Annotated in this window: 16 protein-coding genes and 1 tRNA gene; 5 read left to right on the top strand and 12 right to left on the bottom strand. The window is 61.5% G+C overall.

Features of this window, described 5'->3' with window-relative positions; genetic code table 11:
• The first annotated feature begins 28 nt into the window (after window positions 1-28).
• The 5 genes from ACFQ6Y_RS07840 to ACFQ6Y_RS07820 all read left to right on the top strand — a co-directional run bounded on the left by ACFQ6Y_RS07840 (window position 29) and on the right by ACFQ6Y_RS07820 (window position 3,976).
• Window positions 29-151 (top strand): hypothetical protein, encoded by a 123-nt coding sequence (locus ACFQ6Y_RS07840; RefSeq protein WP_378545600.1) that lies wholly within the window; start codon window positions 29-31, stop codon window positions 149-151.
• Window positions 152-161: 10 nt separating this feature from the next.
• On the top strand, window positions 162-614 hold the full coding sequence (locus ACFQ6Y_RS07835; RefSeq protein WP_378545597.1) for a flavodoxin family protein: 453 nt from the start codon (window positions 162-164) through the stop codon (window positions 612-614).
• A gap of 163 nt (window positions 615-777) precedes the next feature.
• Entirely contained in the window at window positions 778-1,836 is a 1,059-nt protein-coding gene (locus ACFQ6Y_RS07830) for a Fe2+-enterobactin ABC transporter substrate-binding protein (RefSeq protein WP_378630783.1), read from the top strand.
• Window positions 1,833-3,134 carry an enterobactin transporter EntS gene (entS, locus tag ACFQ6Y_RS07825; protein ID WP_378630780.1) on the top strand — a complete coding sequence of 434 codons (1,302 nt, stop codon included), beginning with the start codon at window positions 1,833-1,835 and terminating at the stop codon, window positions 3,132-3,134. The genes ACFQ6Y_RS07830 and entS overlap by 4 nt, the downstream gene beginning before the upstream one ends.
• Entirely contained in the window at window positions 3,131-3,976 is an 846-nt protein-coding gene (locus ACFQ6Y_RS07820) for a siderophore-interacting protein (RefSeq protein WP_378630778.1), read from the top strand. Before entS ends, ACFQ6Y_RS07820 begins: the two co-directional genes overlap by 4 nt.
• Here ACFQ6Y_RS07820 and ACFQ6Y_RS07815 read toward each other — a convergent pair.
• The 12 genes from ACFQ6Y_RS07815 to nuoL form a co-directional block, all read right to left on the bottom strand.
• Entirely contained in the window at window positions 3,925-5,373 is a 1,449-nt protein-coding gene (locus tag ACFQ6Y_RS07815) for an MFS transporter (protein WP_378630775.1), read from the bottom strand. The genes ACFQ6Y_RS07820 and ACFQ6Y_RS07815 overlap by 52 nt on opposite strands.
• An 877-nt stretch (window positions 5,374-6,250) precedes the next feature.
• Window positions 6,251-7,648, bottom strand: a complete 1,398-nt coding sequence (locus tag ACFQ6Y_RS07810) for a PLP-dependent cysteine synthase family protein (protein ID WP_378630773.1) — start codon at window positions 7,646-7,648, stop codon at window positions 6,251-6,253.
• Window positions 7,635-9,989 carry a molybdopterin-dependent oxidoreductase gene (locus ACFQ6Y_RS07805; RefSeq protein WP_378533508.1) on the bottom strand — a complete coding sequence of 785 codons (2,355 nt, stop codon included), beginning with the start codon at window positions 9,987-9,989 and terminating at the stop codon, window positions 7,635-7,637. Before ACFQ6Y_RS07805 ends, ACFQ6Y_RS07810 begins: the two co-directional genes overlap by 14 nt.
• 10 nt (window positions 9,990-9,999) lie before the next feature.
• On the bottom strand, window positions 10,000-11,592 hold the full coding sequence (locus tag ACFQ6Y_RS07800) for an ABC transporter substrate-binding protein (RefSeq protein ID WP_378630758.1): 1,593 nt from the start codon (window positions 11,590-11,592) through the stop codon (window positions 10,000-10,002).
• 160 nt (window positions 11,593-11,752) lie between these two features.
• Window positions 11,753-11,823, bottom strand: a tRNA-Cys gene (locus ACFQ6Y_RS07795).
• Window positions 11,824-11,925: 102 nt separating this feature from the next.
• Window positions 11,926-12,552, bottom strand: coding sequence for a class I SAM-dependent methyltransferase (locus tag ACFQ6Y_RS07790; RefSeq protein ID WP_378630756.1), 627 nt, complete (start codon window positions 12,550-12,552; stop codon window positions 11,926-11,928).
• 20 nt (window positions 12,553-12,572) lie between these two features.
• Entirely contained in the window at window positions 12,573-13,295 is a 723-nt protein-coding gene (locus tag ACFQ6Y_RS07785) for a hypothetical protein (protein ID WP_378630753.1), read from the bottom strand.
• The gene (locus ACFQ6Y_RS07780; RefSeq protein WP_378630750.1) at window positions 13,292-13,876 is read right to left on the bottom strand and encodes an RNA polymerase sigma factor; all 585 of its coding nucleotides are present in this window, start codon (window positions 13,874-13,876) and stop codon (window positions 13,292-13,294) included. The genes ACFQ6Y_RS07785 and ACFQ6Y_RS07780 overlap by 4 nt, the downstream gene beginning before the upstream one ends.
• 30 nt (window positions 13,877-13,906) lie before the next feature.
• Window positions 13,907-14,590, bottom strand: coding sequence for a lysoplasmalogenase family protein (locus tag ACFQ6Y_RS07775; protein ID WP_378630747.1), 684 nt, complete (start codon window positions 14,588-14,590; stop codon window positions 13,907-13,909).
• A gap of 4 nt (window positions 14,591-14,594) precedes the next feature.
• Entirely contained in the window at window positions 14,595-16,190 is a 1,596-nt protein-coding gene (gene nuoN / locus ACFQ6Y_RS07770; RefSeq protein ID WP_378630744.1) for an NADH-quinone oxidoreductase subunit NuoN, read from the bottom strand.
• Window positions 16,187-17,791 (bottom strand): NADH-quinone oxidoreductase subunit M, encoded by a 1,605-nt coding sequence (locus ACFQ6Y_RS07765; protein WP_378630742.1) that lies wholly within the window; start codon window positions 17,789-17,791, stop codon window positions 16,187-16,189. The genes nuoN and ACFQ6Y_RS07765 overlap by 4 nt, the downstream gene beginning before the upstream one ends.
• Window positions 17,785-19,677 (bottom strand): NADH-quinone oxidoreductase subunit L, encoded by a 1,893-nt coding sequence (nuoL, locus tag ACFQ6Y_RS07760; RefSeq protein WP_378630739.1) that lies wholly within the window; start codon window positions 19,675-19,677, stop codon window positions 17,785-17,787. The genes ACFQ6Y_RS07765 and nuoL overlap by 7 nt, the downstream gene beginning before the upstream one ends.

The raw sequence follows: 19,677 nt of genomic DNA, 5'->3' as shown, positions 1-19,677 counted from the left end.
GCGATTTACGTCGCCACGATTTCTGTCGATGGGGACAGAAATTGTGGGTGGCGGACGCGTTCGTGTACTCGAATTTGTCCGCTACTTCACGGCAACGGTCGTCGCTACCTACGGTGCGGTTTTGCGGCACGTTCGCGTCGAATCGCCGTAGTGTCGGACTGGTGAAGACGCTCTTGGTGGTTCACCACTCACCCTCGCCTGGAACACATGAACTTCTCGATGCTGTTGTGGCCGGTGCCCACGATCCTGATATCGAGGGTGTCGAAGTCAAGGTGATTCCGGCATTGGCTGCAACGGTGCCCGACGTATTGGGTGCAGACGGTTATATCTTCGGAACATCGGCGAACTTCGGATACATGTCCGGCGCCTTGAAGTATTTTTTCGACACCACCTACTACCAATGCCTCGGTGCGGTAGACGGCAGGCCGTACGGGTTGTGGGTTCACGGCAATAACGACACCGCTGGTGCGGTCGCTTCCGTGGACAAGATCGTGAAAGGACTTGGTTTGAATCGCGTAGCCGACATTCTCGAAAGTGCTGGCAGTGTTGACAGATCGGTCCGAGAGCGATGCTATGAATTGGGGGCAACGGTCGCTGCTGTCATGACTATCTGATCGATTATGCGATTCTTCGCCGGTGGATTTCGAAAGTGAAATTTCCGGTCGTCGAGCTTCTTAGTTTAGGCTACCCATATTCGGTGAGTGCTGCTCCCAGCAGCCTCTAGTGGAACGCCCCGGTATTCGTGTGCCGGGTCACGTCACAAACTGAAGAATCCACATGGGAGACGGCTCAGTGCGAAAGAAGAGTGCAGGAGAAAGTAGGACAACCTCCACGCCACCGTTGGCGATACGGAGTTTGCGACGATTCGTGGCCATCGCAGGGTTGCTGATTGTCGCTCTCGTGGCGATGATCGGTTGCAGTAGCGATTCGAACGACGAACCGACCAAGGCTGCAGAGCCCACGACCCGCGTGATCGAAACCGAGAAGGGTTCGGTCACCGTGCCCGCGTCGGCGGAGCGCATCGTGGTTCTGAGCGGCGGACTCGCCGGATACCTGTACGCCCTGGACGCACCGGTAGTGGCCACCGATACTCGCGTCCTCGGTGTCACCAACTTCGAGGGCGGATTCCCGCCGGCATGGTCGGATGCCGCAAAGGCGCAGGGCACCAAGGAATTGCCTGCCGGCGAGCAGCTCAACATCGAAGCCGTCGCGGCAGCTGAACCCGACCTGATCATCGGCGGTGGACAGGGAATCACCTCTGTTCAGTCCGAGGAACTCTACGATCAGCTCACTGCTATCGCACCCACCGTCCTGGTCCCCAAGACGGTCGCCGCGTGGGACAAGCAGCTCGAGATCGTCGCCGACGCCGCTGGCCGTTCCGACCAGGTTCCGGCACTGATGAGCGCGTACGAGGACAAGGTCAAAGAGGTCAAGGGCAAGATCAAGGTTCCCGAGGGCAACGTCGTCTACTTCCTCTCGGTCTCGAGCAACAAGCCGTACCTCGTGCCGCCGACGGCCGCGCTGCCCGCGATGCTCGCCGAGCTCGGTTTCAAGGCCGACGACGTCATGGCCAAGGCCGGCAACCCGCAGCTCTTCGGCTCGGGTGACTCGTTCGAGGTCAGCCCGGAACTGCTCTCGCAGGTCGCCGATGCGCCTGTCGCCTTTGTCATTCCGGTGTCCGGTCGCCCGATGGCCGAGCTTGCCACCGATCCGCTCTACTCGCAGTTGCCGTCGTTCAAGGCAGGCACGACGTTCGAGCTCCCCGCCAGCAGCTACCGTCCTGACTACGACGGCGCAATGGCTACCCTCGACCTGATCGGCCAGACCTTCGCATGACTCGATTCGGTGGGCTGGTGATCGATGTTTCACCCTTGCGCACCAGCCGTCCCTTCAGGTACGCCTTTTGCGCACGATTGATCTCGCTGCTCGGGATCGGACTGCTCGTCGTAGCCGTCCCCGCGCAGACGTACCAGCTCACCGGGTCGACTTTGCAGGTTGCCGGAGTGTCCACGGCGATGGCCATCGCCATGTTCTTCGGCAGCCTGTTCGGCGGCGTGCTCGCTGATCGTTACGACCGGCGACGCACAATCCAGTTGGCCCGCAGTGCTGCGGGTCTCGGCTTTGTCATTCTCGGGTGCAATGCGCTTATGCCGCACCCGTCGATGTGGGTTATCTACGTCGCGGCCGCTGTCGACGGCTTGGCCGGCGGTGTCAGCAGCTCGGCCTTGATGGCTTTGATGCCGATGTTGTTGCCGCGCAACAAGATGGCTGCGGCCGGCGCTTTGGTAGCGCTGACCACCGACATCGGGACGATGATCTCGCCGGCAATCGCCGGCGTGATCATCGCCTCCGGCGGCATCCCCGCGACATACTTTGTTGCCGCGGTGGCCACCGCAGCAACTGTCACGTTGTTCCAAGCCATCGGCCCTTCCCCTGCGCCGGGCACGAGTCACGAAAGCCCGATGCGCGCTCTAGTGACCGGCGTGAAATTCGCCGGCACGCACACAGTCATTCGCGGCATCCTGATCAGCGGACTGTTGGTCATGTTCGTCAGCGGACCGATGGTGCTGCTGCCGGCATTCGTCGACCAGGTTCTCGGCGGCGGACCCACCATGCTTGGTCTGCTCTACGGCGCACCGGCTGTCGGCGCTGTGATCGGTTCACTTACCAGTGGTTGGACGGGACGGGTCCACCACAACGGCGCCGCCATGTTGATCTCTGTTGCGCTGATGCCTCTCGGCCTGGTGGTACTGGGTGCGTCGGGAGCATCGATCGTATCGTTCCTGGGCCTGGCCGGCTTCGGCCTTGGCCGCGCACTCAACGACATTCTGAGATTTGCAGTCCTTCAACAGAACACGCCGGACGAATTGCGCGGACGCGTGTCCAGTCTGTGGATGGTGCAAGCCGTCACGGGTACGGCGATCGGTTCGATGGCAGCCGGGTTCCTCGGGCAGTGGCTCGAGCCTGGCGCTGCGCTGCTGGCCTTGGGTCTCGCCGGTCTGACATTGGGCCTGCTGCTCCTGGCAGCATTGGGTTCGGTGCGCCGGGTAACTTCGGAGATCAACGAAGTCGATCACTCCGAAACCACTGTGCCGGTGGGGAATGCTCCGCCGGAAAAGGAAGGTAGTTCATGAACCGAGGAGACCACCTCGCGACCATCGCCGAAGTTCTGGCGGGAACCACCGGCGCAAAAGTGCCGTACCCCATCGGTATTCGCGAACTCGAAGTTGTTCGCAGCGAAATGGTCGGGACCGGACTGTTGCGTCTGACCTTGGGTGGACCGGAGTTGGCGGGCTTCGAATCGCACGCTCCTGACGAGCATGTCCGCCTCGTCTACCCGGATGCCGACGGCACTTTGCGACTGCCCGAACGAGACGGATTGAGCCTGAAATGGCCTCGTCCGCTGCCGATTTCGCGTGAGTACACCGTCCGTCGCTACGACGCCGAAGCAGGCGAGTTGGACCTCGACTTCGCGCTCCACGAAGGTGGGTACGCCTCTGACTGGGCTCAGGCCGCAACGATCGGCACTCGGGTGCACGTGGCCGGGCCGCCCGGCGGCGTCGTGGTTCCGTGGACGTACGACCGCTATCTGCTGGCCGGCGACATCACCGCCCTTCCTGCCATTGCTCGTTGGCTCGAGATGATGCCCGCTGCTGCAGCTGGGTGGGTGTTCGTCGAGATCACCGACCCTTCGCAGGAAATCGAACTCACCGTTCCGGAAGGCGTCGAGGTGCGATGGCTGCACCGCGGCGACGTCCCAGCCGGTCACTCGGATCTGCTCGAGGAGGCAGTGCGGACGGTCACCGTCCCTGAGGGCGAGCGCGTCTACGCCTGGATCTCCGGGGAGGCCACCAGTCTCAAGCCGATTCGCAGATTCGTGCGCGACGAACTCGGCCTGAGTTCGGGCGACCACCTGATCACGGGCTACTGGAAGCGCGGAGTCGCGGACTTCGACGAGGACGACGACGACCACTGAACATCGGTTGACGCCGGTTTCGGCATCGTCACCGCGACAACGAGTCCGACAATCGCAACGATTGCCGCTACACCGAAAGCTGTGGCGAATGCCGAGTGCTGGGGAAGGCCGCCGGATGAAGTCGCGCCCGCGATGATCCCGGCGGCAATCTGGGTTCCGACGGCGGAACCCAACGATCTGGCGATAGTGATGATCGCCGTGGTGACACCGACTCGGTCTGCCGCTGCGCTGTCGGCGGAGATGACGAATACTGCAGTCGACGCGGCGGCGACGCCGGTACCCGCCAGGATCAGGACGACGACGATCTGCCACATTGTCGTAGCAAAGACGCCGACGGCGCCGCTCAGGCCGAGGAAGGCAACTCCCGCTACCGCAATGGCTTTCGTGCCGACCCGTTGTGCGAGCTTTCCGGAGATCACCGACGCGATCACCGCTGCGCCGTAGCCGATGCACAGCAGGAATCCGATCGCACTGGTCGACGCGCCGCGGCCGAATCCGCTCTCCGCAGGTACGGCGAGTTGTTGCGGAAGTAGATAGACGACTGCGCCGTAGGTAAATCCGAAAACCACGCCGACGACCACAGCGCTCCACATCGAACGATGCAGCATCATCGTCAGGTCGACCATCGGCTCGTGTGTCCGGCTCTGATACCTGGCCCAGATCGAGAACACCGCAGCGGCAGCGAGAACAAGCAGCATCGACGTCCGTGCGCCCCACCCGTTGCTCGACGCGCTCGCCAGCCATGCTGTCAGCGTCAGCAACCCCAGGGCCAATCCGGCCGCTCCCGGCCAATCGAGTCGGCCGCCGATGTTCGAGTTGTGATCCCGTGGTGTGCTCACGGCAAAAGCAAGAGCGCCGAGGAGGACGAAGGCGGTCGGCACTGCGTACATCGCTGTGCGGGAGATGTTTTCGGCTACCGGTCCCGCCAGCACGACTCCCAGAGCCCCGCCCGCGACGACGACGGCACCGAGCAATCCGGTAGCAGTTTTCAGTTGTTCCGAGGACAGAGTGCGTCGCAGGACCACGAAGCTCACGGGCAACAACCCGAGCCCAAATCCCTGGAGAAACTGGCCGAGGACAAATAGCGGGAACATCGTTGCGAGAGCGGACACACTGCCGCCGAGGACGACGATGGTCGTGATCGCGAGCAACGTGGGACGGGCGCCGTAAACGTCGGCTATTCGGCCGGCCATCGGCGTGACGAGAACGGTGCTCAACGTCAGAGCGACGGATGCCAACGCCCCGACGTCGGCACTCACCCCGAAGTCCCTCTGTACCAGGGGGAGTGCGGGGACGATGATGCTTTCGAGAGCGGCGACCGCAGCGATCAGCAATGTCAGGCTGGCAATTGTTGCTACCGGTCGCTGCCGATTTCCGGAGTTGCTCTCAGTGGTCATCGGGCTCTCTTTCGATCGGGGAGTGAGGAGCTTCTGGACGCGACGAGGCGCCGCCCCACCAAGAGTCCGGAAGGGTTGTGGCACTGGTTGTATCGGGCAGTGCAGTAGAGCGTCTTGTTATTTCGTTACGCGTATCGTTATTGTGGAGAAATGTAGTCGGAGTCAGCGCACAAAGCAAGAGTCGAATGGGGCGGAAGTGGCGCCAGGTATCGCGAGACCACGACGGGCGAAGTTCGCCGTCGCCGTCGGCCAGTGTCAGGTGATGTGACGATCGGGCCTATTTCTCGACAAGCATGACGCTGGTCACCAAAATGATTCTGCGAGCAGGGAGTTCATCTGCCGGACACATCCAAGGTCCCCGTTTGAATGCCGGGTTTGTTAGCTTTCTGCCTGTGACGCGACGTCACGGAAAGTTCACGAATTACGGAGGATCACCATGGGTTCCATTTCGACGATCATCGGCATCTTCGAGCTCTACAAGCTTCTCGAGCCGCTGCTGAGCTCGCTGAGCTGATTCAGGTGTGAGATCCGCTGTCGAGCCGGGGCGCCGAGGGACTCGGCTCGACAGCGGACGTCGACGATTCGGCCGCGATCAGGATCCGTGGAACGGATGTCGGCACCGGCAGAATTCCATCGCTCCGGTGTAGTGGTCCATTACCAGTATTTCTGCGCACCGAGCGGGCTGCGGTGCGAGCCTGAGGCAGCGCTCGATCCATCCGCGCTCCAGCGAAGGGGCGGGATGTGTGCAGTTCGTGCATCGACCGGGACGTTCTGCGACACGAACGGAACCATGGTGCTCCGGGGGCATGCAAGCATCTTGGTGGTGCGAGGTTTCAACGACAATGGTTCCGCTCGAGCGGAAGCTATGTGAGGTGCGTCAGCTGATATCGCTGATATGGGCCAGCCCGACGGCGGCACCCGCATCGGCGACAACGACGTACCCGATATGACCGGTGAGCCGCAGCGCAGCTGCAAAAGTTGGCTCCGTCAGACCCACCGTCGGTAGGGACGGCGCGAGATGCGAGACTGCCAGTTCAGCATCGCCCGCCTCGCGTAGCCCATCGACGGTTACGATTCCCAGGATCTCGGTCACCGGAACGGACCCGCGGACAGATCGTTGTAACGCTACGGGCAACAATTCGCCATTGCCGATCAGCTCTCGTGCCACTGCGACCGACGCGGATGCCGGGACGTATCGAAAGAGGTCGTAGCGGTTCTGCAGTGTGTCGCGGACGACCGGGCCGGGAGCACTGCGGTACAGGGGAAATCCAAGTGGACCGAGCCAGTCGTCATCGAAATACTTCGACAAGTAAGCCCTTCCGGAATCCGGTGCAATAACGACGACGACGTCCTCTGCGCCGAGGATTCGCGCTGCTCTCAGCCCGGCCGCCACCGCTATACCGCTCGAACCTCCCAGCAGCAGCCCCTCCTCACGAGCCAGCCGATGAAGCGTGACGATAGCCTCGAGGTCGGTGATCTGTTCGATCTGATCGACGATGTCGGTGTGGTAAGAGTCCGGCCAATCATCCTTCTCCGTGTCCGGATGCAAGAAGTGGCCGACCGCCTCCACGTGCCAGGCGCGTCCGTCGCCGCCACCGTAGACGGAGTGCTGCGGGTCGGCTCCGATAACGGTGACCGTCCCACCGGACACTTCCTTCAAATATCCGCCTGCTCCGGTCACGGTTCCACCTGTGCCGATCCCCGCGACGAAATGACTTATCCGGCCGGAGGTCTGGTTCCAGATCTCCGGGCCTGTGGATGTGCGGTGAGCAGCAGGGTTGGCGGGGTTGTCATACTGACCGGCCAGCCAGCCGCCCGGAATCTCCTGAGCGAGGCGAGCAGCGATGTTGCGGACGAATTCGGGATGATGCGAAGGGCGACCACCTGGTGTCACCCGCACTTCTGCTCCGTGCGCTCGGAGAAGAGCAATCTTCTCCGAGCTTGTCTTGTCGGGAACCACGACAACTGTCCGGTATCCACGCGAGGCCGCGATCATTGCCAAGCCGACGCCGGTGTTTCCTGACGTTCCTTCGACCACCGTTCCACCGGGGCGTAGGTCGCCTGCGGCTTCAGCCGCACGGATCATCGCCAGCGCTGCGCGATCCTTCACGCTCCCACCCGGGTTGAGATATTCGAGCTTCACGTAGACCGTCGCGGCTGCACCGTCGGTCACGCTGTTGAGTTTGACTAGGGGAGTGTTTCCGATTGCGTCTGCGACTGAGTCGTACACGCCGACTCCTTGTGCGGCGGACTTCCAGTTGTCAGTGGTGACCATCGGTGATTTCTGATCCGTCCTCGATCTCCCACATCGATTCGAAAGCCCGAATCGGAGGTAGGGGTTCGTTGTACTTTTCGATTTGAACGAGTGCGCTGTGAGCACTGGGTCCTTGCGCGAGCCGGGACGTCCCTCGATCGGCCGTCAGAACGTTTGGATTCCCGTGGACGTCGAGGCCTCCGGGGGCGATCGGGTCGTACCATGCCCCGGTCGACAGTCGAACGACAGACCGGCGAAGTGATTTCGTCAACTGCGCGCCCGCGAGAACCTGACCTCGCTCGTTGTACACGCGAACAATGTCGCCGTCGGCGATACCGCGTTCGAGCGCGTCCGTTGTATTGATCTGGATTGGTTCTCGCTCACGGATCTTTCCTGCGCGTGAATGGGATCCGTTGTCGAACTGCGAGTGCAGGCGTCTCTCCGGTTGTCCGGACAGAAGATGGAACGGATAGTTACGTTGCGCCGTTGATCCCAGCCACTCACGAGGTTCGAACCACGCCGGGTGTCCGAGGCAATCATCGTATCCGAAGGAATCGATCGTCTCGGAAAAGATCTCGACCATGCCGGACGGCGTCGCGAGCGGGTTTGCCTCGGGATTCTCCCGCAGGAGCCGCAGTGGCCCCGGCGGCGCGGGAATCGACGGCGCGGGAATGACTCCGCGACGGCGTAATTCGTCCCAGTCGGGGATTGGGAAGCCCGACTCTGCTGCGCGCTCCCGAGTCCTGCGATACAGCTCTTGCACCCATTCGTCGGCGGTGCGGTTTTCGGTGAACTCTCCTCCGAACCCGAGTCGACTGGCTATTGCGCTGAAGATCTCGTAATCGGTGCGCACGTCGGGTGGTGGTTCGGCAGCCTTCACGATCGCGGATATATGGTCGTCGGCGCCGGCGGCAAAATCGTTACGTTCGAGCCAGGTCGCTGCAGGCAGGACAATATCAGCGTGTCGTGCAAGCGAATTGGCGAAGTGCTCGTGGACGACGATCGTCTCCGGTGTCTGCCACGCACGAACGAGACGGTTGAGATCCTGGTGGTGGTGAAACGGATTACCGCCGGCCCAGTAGATCAGTCTCGTGTCGGGAAATGTGTACCGACCGCCGTCGTAGTCGAATGTGCCGCCGGGGTTTTCGAGCATGTCGGTGATGCGAGCCACGGGGATAAACGAGTCGATCGGCCGAACCCCCTGATCGAAGGATGCGGGCTTGAATCCGTTCTGTGGTACGCCGACCTGGTGCAATGCGCCCAACGCACATCCGAAACCGCCCCCGGGAAGCCCGAGATTTCCTGTCAGTGCGGCCAGCGTCAGCGCCATCCAGGGCGCTTGCTCGCCGTGATCCGCTCGTTGCAACGAATACGAGGTGGTGAAAACCGTTCTCCGGCCGACGATCTTCCGTCCCAGCTCGGCGATGGTAGTCGGCGCGATGCCTGAGATTCTTCCCGCCCACTTCGGGGTCTTGGGTATTCCGTCGCTGTGCCCCAGCAAGTATGCCTCGAACTGAGGCCATCCCACGGTATGAGCATCGAGGAATTCCCGGTCATGGTGGCCGGAGACAACCAGCTCGTACGCCAGCGCCATCATGACTGCGACGTCGCTGCCGGGGATGACGGGAAGCCAGTCTGCCTCGAGCCCTGGATGCGCGTCGCCCGAGGCGGGAGAAATCAATACGAATTCTGCTCCCGCGCGGCGGGCGGTCAACTGGTCTCCGAGATTGCGATGGACACCTATCCCGCCGCCGTTCACGGAACTGTTGTGTGCGGCCATTCCTCCGAAGGCGACAACGAGACTGCGATGCTGCGCCACTTCTTCCCATGTTGGATTCGATGCGAGGACCCCTGCGTAGCCTCCGGCGACTCGACGGAGAATGACCTGCATCGCGGCGGACGAGTACGACTCGACTGACGCGGTGTATCCGCCGGCGAGATTGAGAAAGCGATGGATCTGCGACTGCGGGTGGTGGAATCGTCCGGCAGATCCCCATCCGTAGGAGCCGCCGAAGATCGCCGCGTTTCCGTGTTCGGTACGTACCCTTGCAATTTCGTTGGCCACCAGTCCGGTAGCAGTATCCCAGCTGACTGGTACATACGGGTCGTCGCCACGCGCGGCGAAACCGCGGCGTGTATCTCCAGGCCCGTGTCGGAGATAGCTCCGACGAACCAGCGGTCTTGTCAGGCGCGACGGCGCGTCGAGTGTGGACGGCACCCCCAACCCGATCGAAGACGGATCGCCGTCGATGGGGTTGGGGCGAAGTCCGAAGATCTGGTTGCCGTCGGACCGTGCAAGATATGTACCGAAGTGCCCGGCGGTGGGAAATTCGGTGACTGCGCGAGAATCGATCTGCGTCATTTCGACTTCACTACTTCTCGATCCATGCATCCACGTAGGACGGCCACCACGGTGCTTGGAAGGCAAGCCCGTGCACCTTCGGTCCGGCGGCTTGGGTCTGGCTGCCTTCGGTGGCGGGGAACGCGTACCCCTTCTCGACGATGATCCGCTGTATTTCAGCGGTTTGTTCGTTGCGTTGGCTCGGATCGAGTTCGGTGCTCTGGGCGGTCAGCAAACTTTGCAGTTCGGGGTCGTAATCCTCGGTGAAGTACAGACTGAATCCGGGGCCGAAGGATGACACCAGCACGTCGGGGTCGGGTCTCGTGAGATTTCCGTACTGCAGTTGCCAGTTACCGGAATTGCGGTTGGTGATTATTTCGGCGGCGGTTACCTGGTCGATACGAAGCTCGACTCCGATCTTCTTCAGTTCCTGCTGTGCAAGTTCGTGAAGTGGCTTGTCACTCGAAGCGCTGAATTGGATACTGACGGAAAGTTTCTGGCCGTCCTTCTCCCGTATGCCGTCGGATCCTGGCTTCCATCCAGCTCTGTCGAGGATCTCCCTCGCTCGGTCCGGATCGTAGGCAAGATCGGCGCTCAAGTCCGTGAAGTTCGGATGAGTCGACGACAAGATGCTGGTTGGGACCTTTTGATACCGGTCGAAGATCGTGTCGTGGATCTCGTTTCGGTCGAGCCCGGATTGGATCGCGCGGCGGACAGATTCGTCGCGGAGCACAGGGTCTTTCACGTTGGCGTAGTAGGTGTAGACCACCCCCGCGGACGAGCGCGAAGCGATGTCGAAACCTTGCGCCGAGATGTTCTCGGAGTCATTCGCCGGGACGGTGGTGGCAACCTGAATCTGGTCGCTGAGAAGGGCGCCGGTGCGTACCGCGTTCTCGGGCAGGATTTGGAAAGTGATTCCGTCGAGATACGCAGGTCCCTGGTGAGCGTTCTTCGGCGAGGACCACTGGTAATCGTCGCGCCGCTTCACCTCGATCTTCTGGTCCTGGACGACATTGCTGATCACGAAGGGGCCGCTGCCGATGACTCCCTGGGCGAGCCGCTCCTCGGGTGTTTTCGTGGTGATCGTCTCAGGGGCGATGATGCCCAGGGGCTTCTCTGAAAGGGCTTGCAGAAAACCAGCTTTGGGTTGGTTGAATGTCACCTGGACCGTACGTGGGTCGATGACGGTCGATCTCTGATATCCCAGCAGGTAGGCAGACGACTGGAAAGCCCGGCCTTGCTTGCCGAGTTCGACGATATTGTCGAAGTTCAGCTTCACGGCTTCTGCATCCAACGTTTCTCCGTTGCTGAATGTCACACCATCCAAGAGATGGAAGACGTACGAGGTCCCGTCTTCGGAAACATCCCAGGACTTTGCCAACCATGGCACTACTTCGCCGGTGTCCGGGAGTTGCTCGGTCAGATTGTCGACGATTTCGACGTTTGTGAAATTGCAACCGGACGTCTGTGCCTTGTCCAACCCACATGGTGCGATGATGCCGACCGTGAGATGGCCCCCGGTCTGTGGCTCGCCGACGACCCCGACAGCATCGGGGGTGGAACTGCAACTTGCGATGGCGGCAGTGATGGCTACGATCGCGAGGACCGATAATCCTCGTTTCATGGGTATTCCTGTTCTGTCTTCGTAACTGGTTGTCGTTCAACGATTGTCAAAGTACTTGTAATCTTTCGGATTACGTCGACTTCTACGAACGCTGATTCAAACTCTCGTTCGAAGCAGGATCCAGCCTTAAGGTTCGGTGTCGGTGTTGGATTGCAGTGAGAGCGGATGGCAGGAGTCGAACCTGCGTGGACGGTTTTGCAGACCGCTGCCTTGCCGCTCGGCCACACCCGCATTGATCCAATTGTGTTCGTAGTGAACAACAATCGCCATGATTGCGATCAGGGTGAGTTGATCGCAGTGTGACGGGTTGCAGGGCGGAAGGCTATTGCCGGGCTAGGAGCGCGAGAACACCGCGACGAGGAATTCGGAATTGTCCTTGAAGGGGCGCAGATCCCACGTGGAGAGCAGCAGATCAGTCTCGAGGCCACTCGCGGTCGCGTCGGCAAGGAACTCGGGGAACTCGTATCCGCGCCCGGCGCCGAACCCGATGACCACTCGGCCGCTCGGAGCGAGATGACGAGCGAATCCGGCCAGTACTGCTTGCCTGGTGGACGGGGCGAGAAATGCCATCACGTTGCCTGCCGACACGATGACGTCGAAATCTGCCTCGACACCGCGGGTCGGAAGATCGAGTTCGGCGAGATCGCCGACAAGCCACGTCGGGCCGGGATGGTCCTCCTCCGCGGCAGCGATGAGAACCGGGTCGACATCGACGCCGACAACCGCGTGACCGACGTCGTGTAGGTAACCGCCGAGTCGGCCAGGCCCGCACCCTGCATCGAGAACCCGACCACCGCGTCCGAGCATCGCGTCGATCAAACGTGCTTCCCCGACAATGTCCTTGCCGTCCGCTCTCATGGAACGGAAACGCTCGACATATCGTGTGGAATGCGTCGAGTCGGCTGCAGTGATCTCTTCCCACTGGCTGGGGGTGCGCTCGTTCGGGGCCTGTGCAGTCATCTTCCGAGGGTACCGACAGCTCACCTGGTGCCGACGACCGTCCCGTCCGCGGCATATCCGACGAGGGTTGGTCGCGGGAAGGTGAGCGTCAATGGAATCCAACCGTAGAAGCGGTCTTCGGCTAGAACAGTCGGATAGATCTTGCCGTCAACGGTGTGGAGTTCGGCTCGGACAGCACCTCCCGCCCCTGCGTCGTAGATTGCCTCGTGCGGACCGGCAACCATGATGCCGGCTCCGCCTCCGAATGAATCTGCGCCGTGAAAGTCATCGCTAGATCTGCAGCCGTGTCCGAGGCTGATGAATTTCGACGGTCCAACCTTGTCGACGTCGGATGACGCCTCGAAAACCGGGGCGACGCACCTCCATCCGTCCGCGCCGTGGGCAACGAAGACGCTGAACAGGGATCCGTCAGGTCCGGGGATGGACCCGACCCGCTCGGCGGTGGACGGATCTATACCGCCGTTGATTCCCGGCATCGTCTGCCAACCCGAGTGCATGTCGGTGAACGGTTTCGGCATCATCGCCGTGGCAGCGGCGCAGCCCACCACCACTGCTGCGCAGATCGCCGCGACGAGAACGATGGCACCGACGCGACGGCGTGGAGCTTTGGTTGCCCCAATGTTGTTTTCGGTAGCCATTATTCGCACGCGGGCGGCCTCTTGGACGTTCTCGGGCCAGAGTTCGGCGGATACCGTATCGCTCGGCCGCAGCTTCTCGAGCGTGGTCAGCAGATCTTTGCTCATGGGGTACTCCCGTGTTCGGCGGCAGCGCAAGGTCGGGCGGTGTTCATCGGGATTACGGTGACGGATTCCGAAGCCAACCCGGCGCTCAATCGACGCCGAGCGCGAAAGAGACGAACATGCATGGCCGGAACCGAACACCCGGCGACCCGCGCGGCTTCGGTGGCGGTCAATCCGTCCCAGGCAGTCAGGAGCAGGGCTTCACGTTCGGTGACGGTGAGTGTTGCCAGTGCTTCGAGCAGTTCCGTGCGTTCGGTGACACTGACGTCGGCGCCCGGCGTCGATGCCGCAATCTGCTCGATGCGTCCCATCTTCTCGGTGAGCGCGTCAAGGCGCCGAACGCTGCGACGGTTGTTGTTCACGGTGTTTCGAGCCACCACCAACAGCCAGGGCAGTGCCTGGTCGGGAACTTCGTCCAAGCGTCGCCAGGCTACGAGGAAAGTCTCGGCGACAACTTCCTGCGCGCTGTGATGATCGACCTGGCGGTAGGTGTACGCGAACACACGGTCGGCATAGGCGTCCCACAGGGCGGTGAACCGCTCTTCGTCTCTCGGCGGCGGCTGTTCCTCGGATTTCGGGGTCATATGAAGAGATGTCCAGCTGGTTGCTGATCCTTACAGTCTCTGAGCTAATGGACGGTTTGTCGTATTACTCCGACCGAGAACTCCGACTGTCAGAAGCAACAGAGCGAGGATGTACAGCGTCATGATCCAGATGCCCGTAGCGGCAGGCTGCCACCTGTTGGCCTGACCGTGCAGGATGAGGGCGTCGGAGACGAGGAAGAGAGCGCCGCCGATACCGGTGATCGTGTTGTACGCCAGTGCGGTTGATGCAGTTCCCACCAGGATTGCGGCGTACACGGGGACGGCAATTCGAAGTTCAGGTTCGAGACCGGTCCAGGTGTACGACACAAGAGCGATTCCAGCGACGGTGTAAGCGCACAGAAACCATGGCCGCCTTCGTATCTCCCGAAGAGCACCGTGTGAGAGAAAGAATCGGATGAAGCAGAGGTGACCGATCGCGAAGGCTGCCATCCCGATGACAAACGTGCTCTCCCAGATCAGGAACAAATCTCCGAAAGCACAGGCAATCAGTGCCGCAGCCACAATTCGAGGTCCGCGTCGGGCGACAACCCAGGCAGCCAGAATCGGAGCGAGCATGACCTTGGTGATCCCGTCCCAGGGCGCAGCATCAGCGGCATTGAGGATCAGATGGACAATCGCTACCGCTGAAAACCCCACGAACCATGGCGACCGGATGGTGCTCGGCAGTCCGGCGTCCCAATCAGATTCACGCATCGGCTCAGTGTAGGAAGTCCGCTGCACGCTCGGCGAGGTCGAGCGCCGGCTGGGGGAGTATGCCGAGGATGAGCGTGACACCGGCGCCGAGGCCGATCACACTGCTGGTCAGTGCACTCGGCACCACGACGGTCGGAGCGTCTGCGGCCGATTCGGTGAAGAACATCAACACGATCACTCGCACGTAGAAGTACGCGGCGATCGCGCTGCACAGGACGCCGACGATCACGAGAGGTGCGGCACCACCTTCGGCGGCCGCGCTGAACACGGCGAACTTTCCGATGAACCCACTGGTCAACGGGATCCCGGCGAAAGCCAACAGGAACAGTGCAAACACAACTCCGACCAGTGGTGAGCGCCGGCCCAATCCGGCCCAGCGCGAGAGCGTCGCGACCTCACCGTCTGCGTCCCGAACCAGACTCACGACTGCGAACGCGCCCACGGTGCTGAATCCGTAAGCCAGAAGGTAGAACATCGCCGAGGCCAGGCCGGCGTCCGAATCCGCAACCACAGCGGTCAGAATGAATCCGGTGTGCGCGATGGCCGAATATGCGAGCATCCGCTTCATGTCGGTTTGCGTCACAGCGACGATCGATCCGACAACCATCGTGAGTATCGCGACCGCCCACATCAGTGGACGCCAGTTCACGTATTCGTTGGGCAGGGCCACATAGAAGACACGAAGGATGGCACCGAATGCGGCGATCTTGGTCGCGGTCGCCATGAAACTGGTGATCGGCGTCGGCGCCCCTTGATAGACGTCGGGAATCCACGAATGGAACGGCACCGCACCGACTTTGAACAACAATCCCACGGCCACGAGTGCTGTCCCGAGCCACAGGAAGGCGTCGGTACCCGACCCGATGCGTGCTGCGTCGGCGATACCGGAGAGTGTGACCGTCCCGGCATAGCCGTACAGCAACGCGATTCCGAAAACGAAGAACGCCGACGAAAATGCCCCGAGGAGAAAGTACTTGAGCGCGGCTTCCTGGGAGAGCAGACGACGTCGACGTGCCAGACCGCACAGGAGATACAGAGGCAGTGAGAAAACTTCGAGCGCAACGAACATCGTCAGCAGATCGTTCGAAGCGGGAAAGAGGAGCATGCCGCCGACCGCGAAGAGCGTGAGCGGAAAGACCTCGGTCTGGGCGATACCGACTTTGACCGCTTCTTGTTCCGCAACACTTCCCGGGACGCTCGACGCTTGAGGGGTGAAACTGCCGAGCGCGTCGTGTTGCGCGATCACCTCGGCGGTGTTGCCCGAGCCGCGCTCGGCGATCAGCAGTACCGCGGGGATCGACACGAGAAGGATCGTGGCCTGCAGGAAAAGGGTCGGACCGTCGACCGCTACAGAACCCATCATCGCCGTCGACCGCGTGCCGGCGAGCAGAAGCACCGCCACGAATGCGGCCGCCAAGCCTGCGACACCGAGGACGAGTTGCACGGGGTATCGAAGACGCCGGGGTGCAAATGCCTCGATGAGTACGCCCACAATCGCAACACCGAACACGATCAACATCGGCGAGAGCAGGCTGTATTCGACACTGGGTGACGCCGTGCCGGCTGAGCCGAGGACGGTCACGTCGTTGAAGGAACTCATTTGTGGGCACCTCCTTCGTGGTCGGCGACGAGCGGGGTCGGCGCCTCGTCGACCGCTGTGTGACTCACTGCAGGAGTGATGATGTCCAAGGCAGGTTTGGGGTAGATGCCCAGTAGCAGCAGGAGAGCGATCAGAGGGGCGACCACCACGAGTTCGCGTCGAGCGAGGTCGCGGATCGTTCCCTGTCCTTCCTTCACGGGGCCGCCCATCATGCGCTGATAGAGCCAGAGGATGTAGATCGCGGACAGCACGAGCGCGGCGGTGGCTGCGATAGCGGCCACGTGGTAGCGCGAGTACGTTCCGATCAGCACCAGGAACTCACTGATGAACGGAGCCAGACCCGGCAGCGACAGCGTTGCCAACCCCGCTACGAGGAATGTGCCTGCCAGGACGGGTGCGACTTTCTGGACGCCGCCGTACGCTGCGATCGATCGAGTACCTCGCTGTGAGACGAGGAATCCCGCGATCAAGAACAGTGCCGCAGTGGAGACTCCGTGATTGACCATGTACAGCGCGGAACCCGCCTGGCTCTGGCTGGTCATCGCGAAGATTCCGAGAATGATGAAGCCGAAGTGTGAGATCGACGTGTAGGCGATCAGTCTCATCACGTCTGTTTGCGCGATCGCCAGTATCGCCCCGTAGACGATCCCGATCACGGCGAGCGTGATGATCCACGGTGCAAAAGTCGACGACGACTCCGGGAACAGTTGAAGGCAGTACCGAATCATCGCGAAGGTGCCCACCTTGTCCACGACCGCCATCATCAACACCGCTGTCGACGGAGTCGATTCGACCGCGGAGTCGGGCAACCAACTGTGCAACGGCCAGAGAGGTGCTTTCACCGCGAACGCGAACATGAATCCGAGGAACAAGGCGTTGAGCACCCCGGGGCCCACGCCGAGTTCACCGCTGCTTGCCGCTGAGGCGATCGCCCGGAAGTCGAAAGTACCGCTGGTGAAGGGACTCTCGTCGCGAGTGGTGACCACGTACAGACCGATGACGGCAGCGAGCATGACCAGGCCACCGAGGAGGTTGTAGAGCAGAAACTTCACGGCGGCGCGAGATCTACCCACTCCACCGAACCCGCCGATGAGGAAATACATCGGTATCAGCATCGCCTCGAAGAAAATGTAGAACAAGAGAATGTCCAAGGCGCTGAACGAAATCATCACCATGGACTCGACAACAAGGATCAGGGCGAAGTAGGTGTGCGGCATTCTCTTGGGTGATGCCGGGTCTGCCGGGACGTCATTCCAGCCCGCGATCAGAAGTAATGGAACCAGCACGGCGGTGAGAAGAACCAGAACGAGAGCGATCCCGTCGAGTCCAAGTGTGTAGCTGGTACCGAAAGCCGGTATCCAGCTGTGGCTTTCGACAAACTGAAATTGTTCGCCGCCGCGGTCGAACGCAACTCCGAGAACGGCGGCGACCACCAGGACCGCCACGGACACAGTCAACGCGAGAGACTTGGCAAATTGGTACGACCGTGCCGGTAGGGCGAGGACAACACCCGCTCCGATGAGCGGAAGCAGCCAGAGCACCGTCAGCGCAGGGAAGCCGGCATTTGTCACAGAGTCGCTCACCGCCGCTTCGATCACCACAGTGTCACCGCCATCATTGTCGCGACCACGAGTGTTGCTCCGACAAACATCACCAGCGCGTACGAGCGAACAAACCCGGTCTGCAGCTTCCGCGTGAGCGCAGACAACCCGGTGACTACCACCGCAAAGCTGCCCACCACGCCGCCTATTCCCTTGGTGTCGACCACTTCCAACGACTTGGTGAGTTGTCGACCGGGCTTCATGAACACCGCCTCGTTGAAGGCATCGCCGTAGAGATCGTGGCGAGCCGCAACGGTCAACGGGGAGGCCGGAGTCGGCGGCGCGAGTGGAATCTCGCGGGTGGCGTACTCGCGGTAAGCAATCGCGACGCCCGCGGCAACTGCGAGCAGCGCCAGCGCGGTGATGGACCATGCTGGTATGGGCGGTTCGACGTGATGGGAGCCGACTACCGGTTCGAGCCAGTTCTGCAAGCTGGACCCGATGGTCAGGAGCATGCCGGCCCCGACGGACCCCACCGCCAAGATGATCATCGGAGATGTCATCACCGCGGGAGATTCGTGAGGTTTCTGGTCTTCCCAGCGGGCCTTCCCGAAGAAGGTCATCAGCATCACACGGCTCATGTAGAAGGCAGTGAGCGCTGCGCCCAACAGGGTGACAAGGCCCAGCACGACACCCTTCACGCCGCCCTCGCCGATTGCAACTTCGATGATCTTGTCCTTGGAGAAGAACCCTGCGAACGGCGGAACACCGATGATGGCAAGGTAACCGAGTCCGAAGGTGACAAAAGTCAGTGGCATGAACGCTCGGAGTCCGCCGTAGCGCCGCATGTCGGTTTCGTCGTTCATCGCGTGCATCACCGAACCTGCGCCGAGGAACAGACCCGCCTTGAAGAATCCGTGGGTGATGAGGTGCAAAATCGCGAAGGCATACCCGGCCGGCCCGAGACCCGCGGCCAGGACCATGTATCCGATCTGACTCATGGTCGATGCGGCGAGCGCTTTCTTGATGTCGTCTTTCGCGCAGCCGATGATCGCACCGAACAAGAGCGTCACTGCACCGACGATGACAACCACGAGCTGAGCGTCGGGTGCGAGATCGAAGATCGGATTCGAGCGCACGATCAGGTACACACCGGCAGTGACCATCGTGGCGGCGTGGATCAGTGCCGATACAGGGGTGGGGCCCTCCATCGCGTCGCCGAGCCACGACTGCAGCGGCACCTGCGCCGACTTCGCGCACGCAGCGAGGAGGAGCATCAGACCGATCGCCGTCAGGATACCTTCGCTTGCGCCCGATGCGTCGCCGAAGACCTTGCTGAACGAGAGCGATCCGAATGTGCTGAACATCAACATCATTGCGATCATCAAGCCGATGTCGCCGACACGATTGACGACAAATGCTTTCTTCGCCGCGGTCGCCGCCGAGGGCTTGTGCTGCCAGAATCCGATGAGCAGGTACGACGCCAGACCGACGCCTTCCCAGCCGACGTAGAGTCCGAGGAAATTGTCGGCGAGCACCAGGAGCAGCATCGCTGCCAGGAATAGATTGAGGTACGCGAAGAACTTACGACGCTCGGGGTCGTGCGCCATGTAGCCGACGGAGTAGATGTGGATCAGCGAACCCACACCCGTGATGAGCAGGACGAAACACATCGACAGTTGGTCAAGCTGTAGTCCGAACTCGACTTGAAGACTGTCGACCGGGACCCAACTGAACAGGTGCTCGGTAACGGTGCGGTCGGCGGTGTCGCGGCCGAGCATCGCGATGAAAAATACTACTGCCACGACGAACGACGCGAGAGCCATGACGCAGGCGAGTAGGTGACCCCACGCGTTCGTGCGGCGACCGGCCAGCAAAAGAACAGCGGCGCCGCACAGCGGCAGGGCGGGGAGCAACCAGATGGCGGACGTGATTCCTCCTGACAT

The organism is Rhodococcus sp. NPDC056516, from assembly GCF_042794655.1.
GTDB lineage: Bacteria > Actinomycetota > Actinomycetes > Mycobacteriales > Mycobacteriaceae > Rhodococcus_F.
The sequence above is the reverse complement of the archived record's forward strand: the minus strand, read 5'-3'. Positions and strand labels throughout refer to the sequence as shown.